At 72.5% G+C, this 14,010-nt stretch carries 12 protein-coding genes; 4 read left to right on the top strand and 8 right to left on the bottom strand.

From position 1 onward, the window contains the following. Positions 1–267: 267 nt before the first annotated feature. Together MXD61_RS20965 and MXD61_RS20960 are read right to left on the bottom strand one after the other, a co-directional pair. Positions 268–1,710 carry a TRAM domain-containing protein gene (locus MXD61_RS20965; RefSeq protein ID WP_308222806.1) on the bottom strand — a complete coding sequence of 481 codons (1,443 nt, stop codon included), beginning with the start codon at positions 1,708–1,710 and terminating at the stop codon, positions 268–270. After that, positions 1,707–3,803, bottom strand: a complete 2,097-nt coding sequence (locus MXD61_RS20960) for an APC family permease (protein ID WP_248815169.1) — start codon at positions 3,801–3,803, stop codon at positions 1,707–1,709. The genes MXD61_RS20965 and MXD61_RS20960 overlap by 4 nt, the downstream gene beginning before the upstream one ends. Before the next feature lie 190 nt (positions 3,804–3,993). On the opposite strand from MXD61_RS20960, the gene MXD61_RS20955 reads away from it, so the two are divergent. After that, positions 3,994–4,677 carry a TrkA family potassium uptake protein gene (locus MXD61_RS20955; protein WP_251080341.1) on the top strand — a complete coding sequence of 228 codons (684 nt, stop codon included), beginning with the start codon at positions 3,994–3,996 and terminating at the stop codon, positions 4,675–4,677. 129 nt (positions 4,678–4,806) lie between these two features. Further along, positions 4,807–5,511: a TrkA family potassium uptake protein gene (locus MXD61_RS20950; protein WP_248815168.1), complete on the top strand. Its 705-nt coding sequence runs from the start codon at positions 4,807–4,809 to the stop codon at positions 5,509–5,511. On the opposite strand, the gene MXD61_RS20945 is transcribed toward MXD61_RS20950, so the two are convergent. The 4 genes from MXD61_RS20945 to dut all read right to left on the bottom strand — a co-directional run bounded on the left by MXD61_RS20945 (position 5,512) and on the right by dut (position 8,197). After that, the gene (locus MXD61_RS20945; protein ID WP_248815167.1) at positions 5,512–6,237 is read right to left on the bottom strand and encodes a DUF3159 domain-containing protein; all 726 of its coding nucleotides are present in this window, start codon (positions 6,235–6,237) and stop codon (positions 5,512–5,514) included. Positions 6,238–6,287: 50 nt separating this feature from the next. Next, positions 6,288–6,674: an OB-fold nucleic acid binding domain-containing protein gene (locus tag MXD61_RS20940; protein ID WP_163548312.1), complete on the bottom strand. Its 387-nt coding sequence runs from the start codon at positions 6,672–6,674 to the stop codon at positions 6,288–6,290. 178 nt (positions 6,675–6,852) lie between these two features. Next, positions 6,853–7,479: a DUF3710 domain-containing protein gene (locus tag MXD61_RS20935; protein ID WP_372512151.1), complete on the bottom strand. Its 627-nt coding sequence runs from the start codon at positions 7,477–7,479 to the stop codon at positions 6,853–6,855. A gap of 94 nt (positions 7,480–7,573) precedes the next feature. Beyond that, a complete protein-coding gene (gene dut, locus MXD61_RS20930; protein WP_248815166.1) occupies positions 7,574–8,197 on the bottom strand; it encodes a dUTP diphosphatase in 624 nt (207 codons plus the stop codon). A gap of 342 nt (positions 8,198–8,539) precedes the next feature. On the opposite strand from dut, the gene MXD61_RS20925 reads away from it, so the two are divergent. Beyond that, on the top strand, positions 8,540–8,842 hold the full coding sequence (locus MXD61_RS20925) for a DUF4235 domain-containing protein (protein WP_163548315.1): 303 nt from the start codon (positions 8,540–8,542) through the stop codon (positions 8,840–8,842). Between the two features lie 98 nt (positions 8,843–8,940). Then, positions 8,941–9,456: a gamma carbonic anhydrase family protein gene (locus tag MXD61_RS20920; protein WP_248815165.1), complete on the top strand. Its 516-nt coding sequence runs from the start codon at positions 8,941–8,943 to the stop codon at positions 9,454–9,456. Here MXD61_RS20920 and MXD61_RS20915 read toward each other — a convergent pair. Both MXD61_RS20915 and valS read right to left on the bottom strand, forming a co-directional pair. After that, positions 9,426–10,541 (bottom strand): sigma-70 family RNA polymerase sigma factor, encoded by a 1,116-nt coding sequence (locus MXD61_RS20915; protein WP_308222805.1) that lies wholly within the window; start codon positions 10,539–10,541, stop codon positions 9,426–9,428. The genes MXD61_RS20920 and MXD61_RS20915 overlap by 31 nt on opposite strands. A 223-nt stretch (positions 10,542–10,764) precedes the next feature. Then, positions 10,765–13,539 (bottom strand): valine--tRNA ligase, encoded by a 2,775-nt coding sequence (gene valS / locus MXD61_RS20910; RefSeq protein WP_248815164.1) that lies wholly within the window; start codon positions 13,537–13,539, stop codon positions 10,765–10,767. Positions 13,540–14,010 lie beyond the last annotated feature (471 nt).

Raw genomic sequence — 14,010 nt, 5'->3', positions numbered from 1 at the left:
GGCAAAGTCTACGCAGGTCAGCTGGGGCCCGCAGACACCCAGACGACATGTGAGTTCCTCGTGGAACGCAGGGTAATAGGTCCCGGCGGGGTACTATCGGCCGGCTCTTGCCCCCACCGCTTGTCCGGGTTCGGGCACGTAGACGAGTGTCGTCACCTGGCGGGTCGCCCGTCAACACGCCATGGCATCGGCCGGCCGCACAGGAGAGTGAATCCCTCCCCGACCATCTTGATTCAGCACCGTTCAGGATGAATCAGATACCCCGAGTTACCTTACGGTGGGTTCAAAAAGGGCGACGCATTCGACATGATGCGTCATCGGGAACAGATCGAAGGCGCGCAGTGCGGTCATCGTGTAACCACGAGCTCTGAACGTGGCCAGGTCTCGGCCGAGTGCCACCGGGTCACAGGCCACGTAGGCGACGGCACGTGGGTGGTGCCCCAGCAGCGCCGCGACCACCTCCGCCCCCGCTCCGGCCCGCGGCGGGTCGAGCACCGCGCACCCGACCCTGCCGGCGGACGGCCCGGTGCCAAGCACGCCGCGCACGGTCGCCGGCGTCACTCGCACCGCACGTAGCGACACCTGTGGCAGGTCCGCGAGGTTGTCCGCGGCGGCGGCGACGGCGGCCGCCTCCGACTCCATCGCCACGACCCGCCCGGACGGCCCGACATCCTCGGCGAGGAACGCCGCGAACAGCCCCGCACCGGCGTAGAGATCAAGCGCGATCTCTCCCGGCTGTGGCCGCAACGCCGTCCGTACCGCGTCGACCAGCACCTTCGGGGCAGCCGCGTGCACCTGCCAGAACACCCCAGGCCCGACCGCGAAGCTCCGCTGTCCCACAACCTCCACGATCCGACCAGCACCGATGGGCGCGTCCGGCGCGTCCGGCACCCCCGAGGCGGTACCCCCGCCCCCGTCGCGCCCCGCCGCTGAGCCGCGCACCGCGCCGGCGTGCGCCGTCCCGACCCGCGCCCCGCCGCCGGGCGCCCCGCCGGTGTGTACCTCCACGGCCACCGCGTCGGAGGCGGGACTCACCGCCACCTCCACCACGGCCGCCGCGGGAAAGCGGCGATCGGCGAGCGCGGCGCGGACCAGCGGATGGGCGATGCGGCAGTCCGGGGTGGCCAGCACCTCGTGCGAACGGCTGGCCCGCAGCCCGACCTGCCCGTCCGCCGTGACGGCGAACCGCATCCGGGTGCGCCAGTCCAGCCCGTCCACCCCATCCGGCCCGCCGGACGGCTCGACACCGGAGGGATCGGGCGCGACGGCCTCGACCACGAGCGGTCCCACGTCCACACCGCCGAAACGGCGCAGGGCCTCGATCACGACCTCGGCCTTGCCGCGCCGTTGCGCCGCGGGTGTCGCGTGCTGCCAGTCGCAGCCGCCGCAGGCGCCCGGTCCGGCATGCGGGCAGGGCGCTGGGACCCGGTCCGGGGACGGTTCGAGGATCTCCACCGCGTCCGCCCGCCAGTAACGGTCATGGGAGTCGTCGGTGATCCTGGCGAGTACCCGCTCCCCCGGCAGCGCGTGCCGGACGAACACCACCCGTCCCTCGTCGCGCGCGACGCAGAACCCACCGTGGGCGATCTGGCCCACGGTCAGCTCCCGCCGCGTCCCGACCTCGGACGGACGTGCCGCCCGCGCGGTCGACGACGGCGCCGACGCGGACGCGGGCGCCCCCGAGGCCGACGCCCCCCGGGCGGGACTCACTTTCCCTCCCCGGACGACGCGGGAGGAGCCGGCGGCGCGGCGGCGGGCACCGAAGCAGCCGCGGCAGGTGTGGCGGATGCGGCAGGTGTGGCGGACGCGGGTGCCTGCGGCGCGGACTGGCCGCGGCGGACGGCACCGGCGCCGATGCGCTCGACCCGACCCTCGACCCGGCTGGACGAGGCGAGCTGCCACGGCACGCTGGTGACCATCACTCCGGGTTGGAACAGCAGCCGGGCCTTGAGCCGCAGCGCGCTCTGGTTGTGCAGCAGATGCTCCCACCAGTGACCGACGACGTACTCGGGCACGTACACCGCGACGACATCACGGGGGCTCTCCCGGCGGATCCGGGCGACGTAGTCCAGTACCGGGCGGGTGACCTCCCGGTACGGGGAGGCGAGCACGACGAGGTCGATGCTGATGCCACGCTCCTGCCAGGCGGCGCGAAGCCGGTCGGCATCGGCCTGGTCGACGGCGACGGTGAGGGCGACGAGGCTGTGCGGACGGGTCGCCTTGGCGTAGGCGAGGGCCCGCAGCGTCGGCGCGTGGATCTTGCTGACCAGCACGACGCCCCGCACCCGCGACGGCAGGGTCGGCGGGCCCGGTTCGGGGGTGAGCTCGATCGCCACCCGGTCGTAGTGGCCGCGGATGCCCCGCATCCCCACGAAGATGATCGGGATCGCGAGGCACACGATCCACGCGCCGTGGGTGAACTTGGTGATGAGCACCAGGACGAGGACCGTCCCGGTCAGGCAGGCGCCGATGAAGTTGATCGCCTGCGAACGGCGGATGCGCCGCCGGGCCAGCGGGTCGCCGGCCCGTGGGTCACCCGAGTCCGCGCGCAGGATGCGGGCCCAGTGCCGGACCATCCCGGTCTGACTCAGGGTGAACGAGATGAACACCCCGAGGATGTAGAGCTGGATGAGCTGGGTGACCTCGGCGTGGAAGACGATGATGAGCAGGATCGCGAAGCCCGCCAGCAGCACGATGCCGTTGGAGTACGCCAGCCGGTCGCCGCGGGTGTGCAGCTGGCGGGGCAGGTAGCCGTCCCGGGCGAGGATCGAGCCGAGCACCGGGAAGCCGTTGAACGCGGTGTTGGCGGCGAGCATCAGGATCAGCGTCGTCACCGTGGCGATGTAGACGAACCCGACCGAGCCGTCGCCGAACACGGCGGCGGCGACCTGGGTGATAACGGTGGGCTGCTCGCCGTGGGCACCGATGAGGTCGCTGGTGTGCTCGGCGACGTGGACGTCCGCGATGAGGGCGAGCGCCGTGACACCGGCGAACATGGTGACGGCGATGAGGCCCATCATCAGCAGCGTCGTCGCGGCGTTGCGGCTCTTGGGCTTGCGAAACGCCGGCACGCCGTTGCTGATCGCCTCGACGCCGGTCAGCGCCGTACAGCCGGACGCGAACGCCCGCAGCACAAGGAACGCCAGCGCGAACCCGGCGTAGTCGTGTTCGGCGACGACCTTGTACCCGGCGCTTTCGGCCCGCGGGGTGTGCCCGGTGGCTGCCTGGATCAGCCCGGTGACGATCATGATGAAGACGCCGGCGACGAAACCGTAGGTCGGGATGGCGAAGGCCGTGCCGGACTCGCGGACCCCACGCAGGTTGATCAGCGTCAGCACCACGACGATGATCACAGCGATGACCACGCGGTACGGGGCGAGCCCGGTGACGGCGGAGATCAGGTTCGCCACACCCGCGGACACCGACACTGCGACCGTCAGCACGTAGTCCACCAGCAGTGCGCTGGCCACCAGCAGACCGGCGCGCGGGCCGAGGTTGACCGAGGCGACCTCGTAGTCCCCGCCGCCACTGGGGTAGGCGTGCACGTTCTGCCGGTACGACGCGACCACCGTCAGCATGAGGATGATGACGCCGCCCGCCAGCCACGGCGAGATGTGGTAGAAGGCAAGCCCGCCCAGCGACAGGACCAGCAGGATCTCCTCCGTCGCGTACGAGACGGAGGACAGCGCGTCGCTGGCGAACACCGGCAGCGCGACTCGTTTGGGCAGCAGCGTCTCGCCGAGTCGGTCGCTGCCAATCGGTCGACCGACGAAGCTGCGCTTCAGCCGGTCCGTGAGCGCCACGCGGGGGATGCTACCGACACGACGCGCGACCGATCACAACTGTGACGTGGGACACATCACCACCGACCACCCCGGCAGCCCTCCAGCTCAGCCACATCGCCGGAGCGAACCCCGCTGTCGGACCCGCCGCACGCCCGTCCCGGCTCCGCATACGGAGCGTTCCTGGGAGGATTCGCGCCACGCGGATCGGATGCGGCTACTGTCATGCCTCGTGCATGTGGTGATCCTCGGCTGTGGCCGGGTCGGCTCCGCTCTCGCCCGTGGGGTCGAGCGTCTTGGCCATTCGGTGGCCGTCATCGACCAGAACGTGGCGGCGTTCGGCCGGCTCCCCGCGGACTTCACCGGTCAGCGGGTGACCGGCATGGGGTTCGACCGGGACACCCTGATCGAGGCGGGCATCGAACGCTCGGCGGCGTTCGCCGCGGTGTCCAGCGGCGACAACTCGAACATCATCGCCGCCCGGGTCGCCCGGGAGATGTTCGGCGTCGAGCGGGTCGTCGCCCGCATCTACGATCCGCGCCGCGCCGAGGTGTACGAGCGTCTGGGTATCCCCACCGTCGCGACCGTGCGCTGGACCCGCGACCAGATCCTCGGTCGGCTGCTGCCCGAGGCGGTCACCCCGGTCTGGTCGGACCCGTCCGGTTCGGTGCTGCTCACCACGGTCAACCCCGCCCCCGGCTGGGTCGGGCGGCGGGTGCGTGAGCTCGAGGAGGCCGCCGGTGTGCGGGTGGTGTGCGTGACCAGGTTCGGCGACGGCATCCTGCCCGACGGCCGCACCCTCGTCCAGGATGGCGACGTGCTGCACGTGGCCGTCGTCAAGGCACGCGCAGCCGAGGCCGACGCGATCGCGCGCCGCGGCCCCGAGGAGGGCTGACCTGTGGCGAACACCGTCCCATCAGCGAACACCGTCCCATCAGCGAACACCGTCCCACCGGCTAGCACCGTCCCACCGGCGAGCACCGTCCCATCGGTCACCGATGGTGCGCCGGCGACGACGACGGCCGTGGCGCCGACGAGTCGGCCGTCCGGGCGGCGGGTGGTGATCGCGGGGGCCGGCAAGGTGGGCCGCTCGATCGCCGCCGAACTGTTGGAGAACGGCTCCGAGGTCCTCGTGATCGAGCGGGACCCGGCGAAGGTCCGCCTGGACTCGCTGCCCGGCGCCCGGTGGCTGCTGGCCGACGCCTGCGAGCTGGCGCAGCTGGACGCCGCCGGGTTGGACGACTACGCCGTGCTGGTCGCCGCGACCGGGGACGACAAGGTGAACCTGGTGGTGTCGCTGCTGGCCAAGACCGAGTTCGGGATGCCCCGGGTGGTGGCGCGGGTGAACCATCCCAAGAACGAGTGGCTGTTCACCGAGTCCTGGGGGGTTGATGTCGCGGTGTCGGCGCCGCGACTGCTCACCGCGCTGGTCGAGGAGGCGGTGAGCGTCGGCGACCTGGTGCGGCTGATGCGGTTCCGCCAGAGCGACGCCTCGCTGGTCGAGCTCACCCTCGCCGCGGACGCCCCCGTCGCCGGACGGGCCGTCGGTGAGATCGAACTGCCCGCCGACAGCGCCCTCGTGGTGATCCTGCGCGACGGACGCCCCGTCATCCCCTCCCCCGACGCCACCCTCGAGGCCGGCGACGAGGTGCTGGCCGTGGTCACCAGCACCGAGGCCGAGGACCAGCTCGCCGTTCTGCTCGGCCCGCCCCCGCGCACCAACGGCTGATCAGCGCCTGAAGTGCCCCGGCTCGACCGGCCCGGACGGCTCGCCGGCCAGCCGGTCGCTGGCGATGACCTCACCTTCGACGACGGACGTGTCGGAGGGGGACGGCGGCTGGGGTGGCAGGGGTGCGAGGCGGCGCACGATGGCGAAGCTCGCGAGCAGGGCGACGCCGAACAGCGGCAGGCCGAGCGCGATGTTCGCCGCGGCGAGCCAGCCATCCTGATCGGCGAGGTAGAGCACGCCCTGCACGACGAACCGGACCCCGAACACGGCGGCCCACACCAGCGTGGCGAGGGCAGCGGCCCGCCGCTGACGCGGATCGTCACGCCAGCCGGTGTAGCGCCGGTCGAGCCCGGCCATCAGGTAGCCCAGGACCGGTCGGCGCAACGCCACCGAGGCCAGCGCCACCACCACACCCGCGGCGTTCTTGGCGATGCCGGGGAGGAAGAAGCCCTTCGCGTCCCCGGTGCGGGACGCGACGAACGCCGCGAACCCGACCGCGAACAGCCCGGAGAAGGCCTGCTGCACCGGCTCACGCCGCACGATCCGCAACACCAGCAGCGCGGCGGCGGTCACGACGGCGACCACGATCCCGGCGGTCAGCCCGGCCTGCGCGTTGACCGCCACGAACGCGACGGTGGGCAGGGAGCTGTCGATGATTCCCCGTGGCCCGCCGATGGCCTCGGACAGCGTCGTCGGCGGGGTCTCGGGAGCAGGCAGTCCTGGCATCGTCGGTGGAGATTCCTGTCGGTCGGTCGGACGCCTACCGCCCGGCGCGGTCAGGCGCTGGCGGAGGACACCGGTAGCAGTTCGTACCGCGGGTTGAAGATGGTCGGCCGGTCATCGGAGAGCGTCACCCGCCCGGATGCCTTCACCGGCGCACCGGCCCGCAGGCCCGGGATGTTGCGCCGGCCAAGGAACACCAGGGTCACGGTGCCACTGCCGTCATACAGGTCGACCTCGAGGTTCGGCGCCCCGGAACCGGCCCGGACCGTCACCGCCTGGATGGTACCCGCGACGCAGATCTCGTCCCGGTCACGACAGCGACTCACCGGGGCGGCGCCGGCCGCCGCGGCGGCGGCCTGCAGATCCTCGGCGTCGAGCTCGTTGACCCCCGCTGTCAGCCTGTGGAGCTTGCGCCCCCACCAACCCCGTGGCTCGCCCACCGCTCCTCCGATCCCGCGCCAGCAGGTCTGCCCGGACACGTCTGTTGCAACGAACGACCGAAGCACAGTGTGCCCCCGCACAGCCGCCCAATCGAGTGATCCGACGACGAAACCCGACGAACGAACAGCACCACCACGAGCCGCCGCCGGGCAGTGACCCACCGTGCAGCCGGTTACTTCAGCGGATCTCGGCGGTGCGCACGCCGGGGGTGGGCAGTGCCGGGCGTCCGGTGGTGGCCGCGGTGGCCGGCGCGCCGGGACCGTCCGGATGGTCGGCGACCTCACGGGGCAACGTCAGCGGCAGCGGATCGCGCACCGGCATCGCCTCCTCCCCACGGGCCACCACGATCCGGCGCAGCGTCTCCTCGAGCAGCGGCGCCGCACCGGGATCGCTGCCCGCGGCACCGGTCACCACGGCCCGCAGGAACCAGCGCGGCCCGTCCACCCCGATCATCCGGGCGGGCACGGACTCCTGCGGCCGCCCGGTGGGCAGCGCGATCCGCAGCTCCCGCCCGAACGAACCGCCCGCCTCCTTCCCCCCGGACGCCTCGACACCCGCGAGGATCTCGGCGCGCACCTCGTCCCAGAGCCCGCGGCTCTTCGGCGCGGCGAACACGGACAGTTCCATCGCACTACGCCCGTCGGTGACGACGACGGTCAGTGGCTGCCCCGACGCCTCCTCCACCTGGAACTGCACCTGGACGCCCGGCAACGCCGGCAGCCGCAGCGCACCGAGATCAAGTCGGTGCACGCCGTCCTGCGGCGACTCGGTGATGTCGTACGGGCCGTCCGGCACGTCCGGGATGGCCTGGCCGAGCCCATCCGCACCGTTGGTGGCGTGCGCCGCCCCCGTCGCGGACCTCGGCGTACCCTCCGGCGCGTCGTCTGACTCTTCTTCTCTACGCCGGCGGCCGAACACCCGCGGTCTCCCTTCCTGTCTCCCCGAACCCGCCAGTCGAGCCGAAGCCGCCGGCGCCCCGCACCGAACCGGGCAACTCGTCGACCTCCCGGAACAGCGCGCGTTCGACCTTCTGGACGACAAGCTGCGCTATCCGGTCGCCGCGGCGCAACGTCACCGGTTCGGACGGATCGGTGTTGATCAGAACAACCTTTATTTCACCACGGTAGCCGGCGTCCACCGTTCCCGGCGCGTTGACCACTGTCACTCCGTGCCGGGCGGCCAGCCCACTGCGCGGATGCACGAACGCCGCGTACCCCTCGGGCAGCGCGATCGCCGTCCCGGTCCCCACCACCGCCCGCTCCCCCGGCGCCAGCGTCACCTCCGACGCGCTGACCAGGTCCGCCCCCGCATCGCAGGGCTGCGCGTACACCGGCCCGGCAAGCCCCGGGTCCAGCCGCCGCACCAGCACCTCCACCTGCCCCGGCAGCCCTCCCAGCGACTCCGGCCGCCCCGGCTGCCAGCCCGGTCGCTCGTCCACCGGATCCGGTGACACCTGCCCCGGATGGGCCGCGCCCTGGTGCCACCCCGGTGGGGCGGCAGTGGTCGGCTCGGTGGCGGTCATGGATCTCCTGCCTCGTACGGGATAGCCGGACGTACTACGGTTCAGCACCTTAGGCCATCCTCCGCCCACCCTCGGCCCACGCTCACGCCCGCCCCTGCACCGCCGCCCGGCATGTCGCGCCGCGGGTCCCTCGGCCCGCCGTGCCACCGGTGCCACCCGCGGATGGATGATGTCCCGTACGGCACCGGCCACGGACGCGGCGACCGTACGGCGCCACCCCGGCACCGGATCGACGCCGTCTCGGTGCCATCCCGGGTCGTGGGGCTGGCATGACCGGCACCATTCGTGGACATGGACAACACGGGCCCATCTGGGCCGCTGTGCAAGAGGAAGGATGTTCGGGTGGCGAAGGCGGCATCGAAACTGGGCTGGAAGGTCGTGGGCGGCGCTGCGACCGCGCTCGCCGGGACGGCGGCCAGCCGCGGGGTGACCCTCGCGTACAAGAAGGTCCGCCGGTCGGACCCACCGGTCAACCCGGCCGACCCGGACACCGCACTGGCCGAAGCCATCCTGTGGGCGGCGATCTCGGGCCTGGCCATCGGCCTTGGACGCCTCGCGGCCGAGCGCGCCGCGGCCCGCGGCTGGGCCCGGGCCACCGGCTCGGCGCCCCCCGGCATGCTCCGTCCCGAGCTGGACACCGACTGACCGCACCAGACCCACCACCCCGGCACCGTCCCGGCACCACCGGGGCGGCGCCGGGGGCAGGATGGGCTGGTCGATACCTACAGTTTCCGGGAGCTCGGATGGCCGTGTACGCCCTGGGGGATGCCGTCCCCGTCATCGACCCGTCGGCCTACGTCCATCCGGACGCGACCGTGATCGGCTCGGTGACGATCGGACCCGGGTCGACGGTATGGCCGTCGGCGGTGCTGCGCGGCGACTACGGACGCATCATCATCGGCGCCCGGTCCTCCATCCAGGACGGCACGGTCATCCACGCCACCGACGAGTATCCGACGGTTGTCGGGGACGACTGCACGGTCGGGCACCTGGCCCATCTGGAGGGGTGCGTCGTCGAGGACGGCGCCCTGATCGGTTCCGGTTCCATCGTGCTGCACAAGGTGCGGATCGGCCGGGGCGCCCTGGTCGGGGCGGGTGCCGTCGTCGTCGGCGGCACCCAGGTCCCGGAGCGGTCGCGGGCGCTGGGCATCCCGGCCAAGGTCGTGCCCGGCCACGACCCGTCGACCCAGCTCCTCGGCGCCTCGATCTACGCCGCCAACGGCCAGCGCTACCGCAGGGAACTCCGTCGCATCGACTGACCCGGCCGCATCGACTGACCCGGCCGCATCGACTGACCCGCCCCACCACCTCCACCCGCCCCCCGGTGGGAGGGGTCGGGGGCGAGGTGGCGCAGCTTGTCGGGGTTCACCACGATGTTGATCTCGGTGATCCGGCCGTCCACGATGTGCAGGCTCGCGACGGTGCGCAGGGCGGTGCCGTCGTGGTAGGCGAAGCCGGGTTCGCCGTTGACCTCGACGGGGCGGGTCCAGGCCCGCGGGCCGGCGTCGGCCAGGCTCTTCTCGATGATGCCGACGATGAACCGGGCCGCCCGGTCGGCGCCGGTGATCGGACGACGGGCCGCCCGGGCGAGACCACCCCCATCGGAGCGGACGATGACGTCCGGGTCGAGCAGGGCGGTGAGCCCGCCGAGGTCACCGCCGGCCGCGGCCGCGAGAAAGGCATCGGCGACCCGCCGGCGCAGCCCCGGGTCGGGTTCGAAACGCACCGACCTGTCCCGGACGTGGCGACGCGCCCGGCTGGCGAGCTGGCGGGCCGCCGCCGGGGTGCGTCCGGTGGCCTCGGCGATCTCGGCGAAGTCGTAGCCGAACACGTCATGCAGGACGAACGCCGTGCGCTCGGCGGGGCTCAGCGCCTCGAGCACCACCATCATCGCCATGCTCACCGACTCGGCGAGCGTCACCCGATCCGCCGGATCGACCTGCCCGTGTGCTCCGCCGCCGCTGCCCGCGAACCGCTCGGCCCCCGCCATCGCGGCCGCCGCGCCGAACCCGCCTGACGCCGCCCGCGGCCCCTCGACACCACCACCGGCACCGGCCGTGTCACCGCCGGGCCAGCTGACCAGCGGCTCCGGCAGCCACGGCCCGACGTATCCCTCCCGCCGGACCCGGGCCGAACGCAACTGGTCCAGACACAACCGCGAGACCACGACCGTCAGCCAGGCACGCAGATCATCGATCTCGTCCGCGTCGACCCGTCGCAGTCGCAGCCAGGCGTCCTGCACGACATCCTCGGCGTCCGCCAACGACCCGAGCAGCCGGTAGGCCACCGCCCGCAGATGCCCCCGCTCCCCCTCGAACGCCTCCGCCAACAAGATGGACCGCACATCCACCCCAGACCGCACGTCCGACCCAGGCGGGACGGTTGGCACGGGTGGGACGCGGGGCGGCGGGTCGGTCGATGCCATGGGGACCTCCGGAGCTCTGGCAGTCTCCTTCCCAGGACGACCGGGCCCGCGCGAACGTGACATGCCCGCCGACGCGGCCCCGCGCGATCGCGTCAGGCGAATCCCGGACGGGGTCCGCTGTCCGCCGCGGGGCGGGGCCGGATCAGGCCAGAGTCACGTCGACGGTGAGGTCGCCGGTGGTGGGGGCGAGGATGAGCTCGCGGATGCCGCCGGCACTGCGCAGGTCGGCGGCGGCGGACTGGACCAGGGCGATGATGTCGGTGTCACCGGCGAGGGTGGCCTGCGCGACCTCGGCCTTCATCGACACCTTCGCCGTGGACTTGGCCTTGCGGACACCGGCGAGGGCCGTGCCGACCGCGTCCAACAGGTCGGGACGGCCGGAGTCGGCGAGCTTGCGGATCTCGGCCGCGTCCGGCCAGGGGGCGCGGTGCACCGAGCCGGTCTGCCACCAGGACCAGACCTCCTCGGTGACGAACGGCAGCACCGGGGCGAACAGCCGCAGCAGCGCCGAGAGGGCCACCGTCAGCGTGGCCTGCGCGGACGCGGCGCCTTCGGCACCGAACGAGCCGTAGGCGCGGCCCTTGACCAGCTCCACGTAGTCGTCGCAGAAGCGCCAGAAGAACGATTCGGTGAGCTCGAGCGCCCGGGCGTAGTCGTAGCCGTCGAGCGCGCCGGTCGCCGCGTCCACGACGTCGGCGAGTGCGGCGAGCAGCGCCCGGTCCAGCGGCTCGATCACCGCGGCCGCCAGCCGAGCCTCCTGCGTCCCCGGTGCGGTCGCGTCGACCTCCGCGGCCGCGGCACCACCCGTCGCGGCACCACCCGTCGCAGCACCACCCGTCGCGGCATCGGCAGCGGCATCCGCAACGGCGGCACCGGCGACATCAGCACCGGTGACGGCGGCCTCAGCGGGGTCGGTGGTGAGACCCAGGGCGAAACGGCTGGCGTTGAGGATCTTGATGGCCAGGCGGCGACCGGTCTTCATCTGGCCGACGTCGTAGGCGGTGTCGGTGCCGGGGCGCCCGGAGGCGGCCCAGTAGCGGACCGCGTCCGAACCGAGTTCCTGCAAGGTGGCCATCGGGGTGACCACGTTGCCCTTGGACTTGGACATCTTCTTGCGGTCCGGGTCGAGGATCCAGCCGGAGATCGCCGCGTTCGACCAGGGAAGCACGCCGAACTCGGCTTCCGCGCGCACCACGGTGGAGAACAGCCAGGTCCGGATGATCTCGTGGGCCTGGGGGCGCAGGTCCATCGGGAAGACCCGGGCGAACAGGTCCGGGTCGCTACCCCAACCGCTGGCGATCAGCGGGGTCAGCGAGGACGTCGCCCAGGTGTCCATGACGTCGGGGTCGGCGGCGAACCCGCCGGGCACGCCCCGCTGCGCCTCGGTGTAACCGGGGGGGACGTCGCTGGACGGGTCGATCGGCAGCACCGCCTCGTCGGCGGCGATCGGCGCGTCGTAACGCGGGGTGCCGTCCTCGTCCAACGGGTACCAGACGGGGAACGGGACGCCGAAGAAGCGCTGGCGGCTGATCAGCCAGTCACCGTTGAGACCGTCCACCCAGTTCTCGTACCGGACCCGCATGTACTCCGGATGCCAGGACAGCTCCTGGCCCCGGCCGCGCAGCTGGGCGCGCAGGGACTCGTCCCGTCCACCGTTGCGGATGTACCACTGGCGGGTGGTGACGATCTCGAGGGGACGGTCGCCCTTCTCGTAGAACTTCACCGGATGGCTGATCGGCCGCGGTTCGCCGCGCAGCGCGCCGGACTCGGTGAGCAGCTCGACGATCCGGGTGCGGGCGCTGTGCACCGTTTTACCGGCGAGCTCGGCGTAGTGCGCCTGCCCGGCGGACGAGGTGATGGCCTGGGGCGCGTCGGGGACGAGCCGCCCGTCCCGGCCGACGACGGCCCGGGTCGGCAGGCGCAGCTCACGCCACCAGATGACGTCGGTGAGGTCACCGAACGTACAGATCATCGCGATGCCGGAGCCCTTCTCCGGGTCGGCGAGCCGGTGGGCGACCACCGGCACCTCGACCTCGAACAGGGGCGTGCGCACCGTGGAGCCGAACAGCGGCTGGTAGCGCGGGTCGTCCGGATGTGCCACCAGCGCCACGCACGCCGCCAACAGCTCCGGCCGCGTCGTCTCGATGATCACCGCGTCGCCGCCGCTGTCGCCGTTGCCGCCGGCTGGGGTGGCCGTGCCGGAAGGCGGGGTCGTCCGGGCGAAGGCGAGGGTGTGGTAGGCGCCGGGCCGCTCCCGGTCCTCCAGTTCGGCCTGGGCGACGGCGGTACGGAACGTGACATCCCACAGCGTCGGCGCCTCGGCGAGGTAGGCCTCCTCGCGGGCGAGGTTACGCAGGAACGCCCGCTGGGCGACGGCCCTCGAACGCGTGTCGATGGTCGCGTAGGTGCGCGACCAGTCGACCGAGAGCCCGAGGCGACGCCACAGTTCCTCGAAGCCCTTCTCGTCCTCGAGGGTGAGGCGCTCGCACAGTTCGACGAAGTTGCGCCGGGAGATCGGCAGCTGGTCCTTGCCCGGCTTCGCCGGCGGGGTGAACTCCGGGTCGTACGGCAGCGACGGGTCACAGCGCACCCCGAAGTAGTTCTGCACCCGACGCTCGGTGGGCAGACCGTTGTCGTCGAACCCCATCGGGTAGAAGACCTCACGGCCCCGCATCCGCTGGAAACGGGCGATGACATCGGTATGCGTGTAGGAGAAGACATGGCCTACGTGCAGCGACCCGGAGACGGTCGGCGGCGGGGTGTCAATGGAGTACACCCGGGCACGCTCGGCCGTGCGGTCGAAGGCGTAGGTGCCCTCGTCCTGCCATACGGCCGACCAGCGTGCCTCGATGCCGTCGAGGGCGGGCTTCGCGGGCACCCCGCGGGTCGATCGGTCCGATCCGTCTGCTGCAACCACGACAACGATCCTACGGGCCCGCCGATCGTTCCCGACCGCCCACCACCCCGCGAGCTCCCACGGTTCACCCCGTGGACGTCCCCACCCCCTCCCCGACGCGTCGGCGAAGTCAGCAGAATCGGCGAAGTCAGCAGAGTCGGCGCGGGGCCGGGCGCCGAAGCAGATGCCGATGTCGAGGGGTACGTCGATGTCGAGGTCGAGGTCGAGGGGTACGTCGAGGCCGATGCCGAGGGCTATGTCGATGTCGGGGGTTATGCCGAGGCCGATGCCGAGGGTTATGAGGCCGCCTGCCGAGGGTTGTTAGGCCTGGGAGGGGTGAAATCCCGAACAACCCTCGGCACGCCATGATCACGGAAGCGATCTGGCCACGTTCCGGCGGCACGGGACCACTTGGCACCCCGCCCCCCCCCCCCCCCCCCCCCCCCCCCCCCCCCCCCCCCCCCCCCCCCCCGCGCCCCCCCCCGCCGCCGG

This window comes from Frankia sp. AgPm24 (assembly GCF_023243055.1).
Classification (GTDB): Bacteria; Actinomycetota; Actinomycetes; order Frankiales; family Frankiaceae; genus Frankia; species Frankia umida.
This window is presented reverse-complemented; position numbering and strand designations above follow the sequence as displayed.

Bases quoted from the DNA above. Each gene is read 5' to 3' on its own strand.
- MXD61_RS20955 (WP_251080341.1), top strand. From the start codon at position 3,994: ATGCGGCTACTGTCATGCCTCGTGCATGTGGTGATCCTCGGCTGTGGC.
- MXD61_RS20945 (WP_248815167.1), bottom strand. From the start codon at position 6,237: ATGCCAGGACTGCCTGCTCCCGAGACCCCGCCGACGACGCTGTCCGAG.
- dut (WP_248815166.1), bottom strand. From the start codon at position 8,197: ATGACCGCCACCGAGCCGACCACTGCCGCCCCACCGGGGTGGCACCAG.
- MXD61_RS20920 (WP_248815165.1), top strand. From the start codon at position 8,941: ATGGCCGTGTACGCCCTGGGGGATGCCGTCCCCGTCATCGACCCGTCG.